2 protein-coding genes are annotated in these 1971 nt (G+C 58.2%); both read left to right on the top strand.

Features of this window, described 5'->3' with window-relative positions; all coding sequences use genetic code 11:
- Window positions 1–119: 119 nt before the first annotated feature.
- Window positions 120–296 (top strand): hypothetical protein, encoded by a 177-nt coding sequence (locus ABX749_RS31135; RefSeq protein WP_372899463.1) that lies wholly within the window; start codon window positions 120–122, stop codon window positions 294–296.
- A gap of 127 nt (window positions 297–423) precedes the next feature.
- Window positions 424–1647 carry a DUF1559 domain-containing protein gene (locus ABX749_RS31140; protein WP_372899464.1) on the top strand — a complete coding sequence of 408 codons (1224 nt, stop codon included), beginning with the start codon at window positions 424–426 and terminating at the stop codon, window positions 1645–1647.
- Window positions 1648–1971: the final 324 nt, after the last annotated feature.

Consider the following 1971-nt stretch of genomic DNA (forward strand, 5'->3'; position numbering starts at 1 on the left):
AAAAACCATTATCGTGGTGACTGGTAAGCTCGATTCGCCCATAGCGACCTCGTCTTCCGGTCGTTCGTTCAATTCATACGTTCCATCGCGGTGAGCAGATGAAATTCTCTTGGATCAACATGACCGCTGCTTCTCTTTTGGCGGGCACGCTCCTGTTCGTCGGATGTGGTCCTTCCACCGAGCCGACGGGGCCGGAAGAGGGATCGGTACAAGCGTATCTGGATGCGAATCCAGAAGCGGCGGCGCGCATCGATGAAGATGTCGACGAGGGCGAAGACGACGGAACGGGCGAGTAGATCGTTGAGAAAAAATTCGCGGATGATGACGCACATGCGTCTTGGTTCTTATAGCGGTGCGTAGGACGTCGTGATGACAGACTTCGCACCTCGGTTTCTTATTCGTTCTTGTTGCGGGAGAAGTCAGATGCGAAGAAATTCCAGACGAGCATTCACGCTGGTCGAATTGCTGGTGGTCATCGCGATCATCGGCATCTTGGTGGGGTTGCTGCTGCCGGCAGTTCAGGCGGCTCGTGAAGCCGCTCGCCGGATGAGTTGCAGTAACAACTTCAAACAAATCGGCTTGGCATTTCACAATTACCACTCGACCTACAAAAACTTGCCGCGAAACCGTGGGGGCACTTATCGCTACGGCAACAACACCCAGGCCCGGACGCCGGTTCCGCCGGGATCCCCCTACGGCGGAAACAACTTTTTCAACCTGAGCGCGCTCGTCGGCATTTTACCTTTCGTCGAGCAACAGGCCTTGTGGGATCAAATCAGCAACCCGTTTGCCGTCAAAGAACCGGCATCGGCGCAGGGGCTGTTCTTTAGCGCGATGGGTCCCCAAGTCGCCATGAGTCTGGCCGAACATGGTCGGTTTCAATACGATCCCTGGCTGACCAACATCCCCTCGTATCGATGCCCCAGTGATCCCGGAGTCGGCTTTCCGGGTCAAGGACGCACCAACTATGGCGTCGCGCTGGGGGATTCGATTCAGTTCCAAAACAATGGCGGACGCAATCAAACCGGCGTGGTCGCGCGGACGCGGATGACACGCATGCGTTCGACGACACGCGGGATGTTTGTGCCCCGCGAGGAGACTCGATTCCGTGATGTGCTCGATGGCCTGTCCAACACGATCATGGGCGGTGAACTCAACACGGACCTCGGTGACAATCAGATCACCACGCGGGTGGCCGAGGCCCGCGGAATCCTGAACGATCCCAGTCTGTGTGCCGCCCAAATCGATCCGGATCGACCCAAGTTCTGGGCCCCCGGAACCGACTTCGCCAGCAACAACCCCGAAGTCCAACGGGGCTTCAAATGGATGAACGGGATGGCCGTCAATGTCGGCATCACTTCGATCCTGCCGCCGAACCGTGAAATCTGCAGCAACGGCAACAACACGTTCACCATCGGCATCTACGGACCGAGCAGTCGCCATCAGGGCGGCGCCCATATCCTGATGGGGGATGGTGCCGTCGTCTTCATCACCGATTCGATCGAATCGGGCGATACCACCGCAGGCAACGTGAAATGGAACGGCACCGGGGTCCAGGCACCGGGGATGCCCAGTCCCTACGGGTTGTGGGGCGCCCTTGGAACCCGTGCCGGCGGTGAAACGATCGAGGAGCAACTCAACCAATAGTGCTGCTTGATCGGAGAAAAACTCCCCTTGTTTTCCCACGTCACCCTGCTGGCAGGGAGGGCGGAGAAAATCGAGGGGAGGTCGAACCGTAGCGATGGAGCGATGCGGAAACGTTGAAGCGATGTTTGCGTCGTCGGTAGCGGAAGCTGTTTCGGGAGATGTTGGCTACACTAGTATTCCGTGTCACCTTGCGTTTCGGGTAGGCGGTAGTGGACGAGGCGACGAGTCCTCTGTAGTGGACGAGGCGACGAGCCCTCTGTAGTGGACGAGGCGACGAGTCCTCTGTAGTGGGCGAGGCGACGAGTCCTCTGCAGTGGACGAGGC

The organism is Stieleria sp. (assembly GCF_041595215.1).
Lineage (GTDB): Bacteria > Planctomycetota > Planctomycetia > Pirellulales > Pirellulaceae > Stieleria > Stieleria magnilauensis.

Bases quoted from the DNA above. Each gene is read 5' to 3' on its own strand.
- ABX749_RS31140 (WP_372899464.1), top strand. From the start codon at position 424: ATGCGAAGAAATTCCAGACGAGCATTCACGCTGGTCGAATTGCTGGTG.
- ABX749_RS31135 (WP_372899463.1), top strand. From the start codon at position 120: ATGACCGCTGCTTCTCTTTTGGCGGGCACGCTCCTGTTCGTCGGATGT.